This is a genomic window from Planktotalea frisia (assembly GCF_001890925.1).
In the GTDB taxonomy this organism is placed as follows: Bacteria; Pseudomonadota; Alphaproteobacteria; order Rhodobacterales; family Rhodobacteraceae; genus Planktotalea; species Planktotalea frisia.
This window is the reverse complement of record NZ_MLCB01000109.1, coordinates 1-1,033: the sequence shown is the minus strand read 5'-3', so window position 1 is coordinate 1,033 and position 1,033 is coordinate 1. Positions and strand designations below refer to the sequence as shown.

Genomic DNA, 1,033 nt, shown 5'->3' with positions numbered 1-1,033 from the left:
CAGGTGGCGGTGGGTATCAGTCGCTATCGTTCTCGGGCAATGTTGTTAAGGGGCCATTGAGCAATGCTCTGGTTGGTTTGGATTATGACGGTGATGGTGTTGTAGATAGTTCTACAGTGCTCACTGACGCTGATGGCAACTTCAGCATAACGCCATCTCAGGCGAGCTATACAGTTATTGCCGTGACGGATGAGAGCACCATTGATGCTTCATCTGGAACCGTTCTCTCGGGCATTACTTTGAAAGCGCCTCAGGGTGCGTCGGTTGTCACTCCCACAACCACATTAATGGAAGAGGGCAATTTAACGGCTGCGCAAGTTGCTAGCGTTTTGGGGCTGCCTGATGGTGTTGATCCACTGACGTTTAATCCTTTTGCTGATGGGGTTAGTGCAAGTGATGCGCTTGCAGTGGAAAAGGCGAGCCAGCAAATCATGAGTGTTGTGAATGCCTTTGCGTCTGCCGCTGAAGGTGCAGGGGCTACGGAGGCCGCAGCTTATACGGCTGCACTCAATTCCATTGTTGAGGTGGTTAAGACCAAAGCGGCTGCTAGCGGCTCGCTAGACCTGACAAATACGGCGGACCTGGCGCTTATCAAAACGCAGGCCAAAACAGAGATGGCTGCCACCTCTGGAGTAAACACAACGGCTTTTGATGCCTTGGCTGATGACACAGCAACGGCAATTGAAAATGTGAACACAAAGATTGCTACGGTGTCTGATCTCACCTCAGATGCGTCAAAGAATATTTTCTCTACAACTCAAGTTTTGGCAGATCAGGTCAAGACTGCGGCTGCGGCTGAGGTCAGTAGTGCGGGATCGGGCGGCAGCAGTATCACTTTCACAGATAGCAATGTGGTGAATACAGCGGCGAGTAACAAAGCTCCAACAAACATCGCGCTGAATTCAAGCGCCATAAGTGAAGCTGCAAGCTCTCCGGTGATTGGCACACTGACCACTACTGATAGTGACCAAACGGCTGGGGTTAAGCCGACCTACGCACTTGCTAAGTTAGCAGGCTCGGATCATGCAGCATT

General features: G+C 51.2%; 1 protein-coding gene. It reads left to right on the top strand.

What is annotated here, in order from left to right; translation table 11 throughout:
• A partial coding sequence (locus PFRI_RS21340) for a hypothetical protein (RefSeq protein WP_084649639.1) occupies positions 1 to 1,033 on the top strand: 1,033 nt, incomplete at both ends.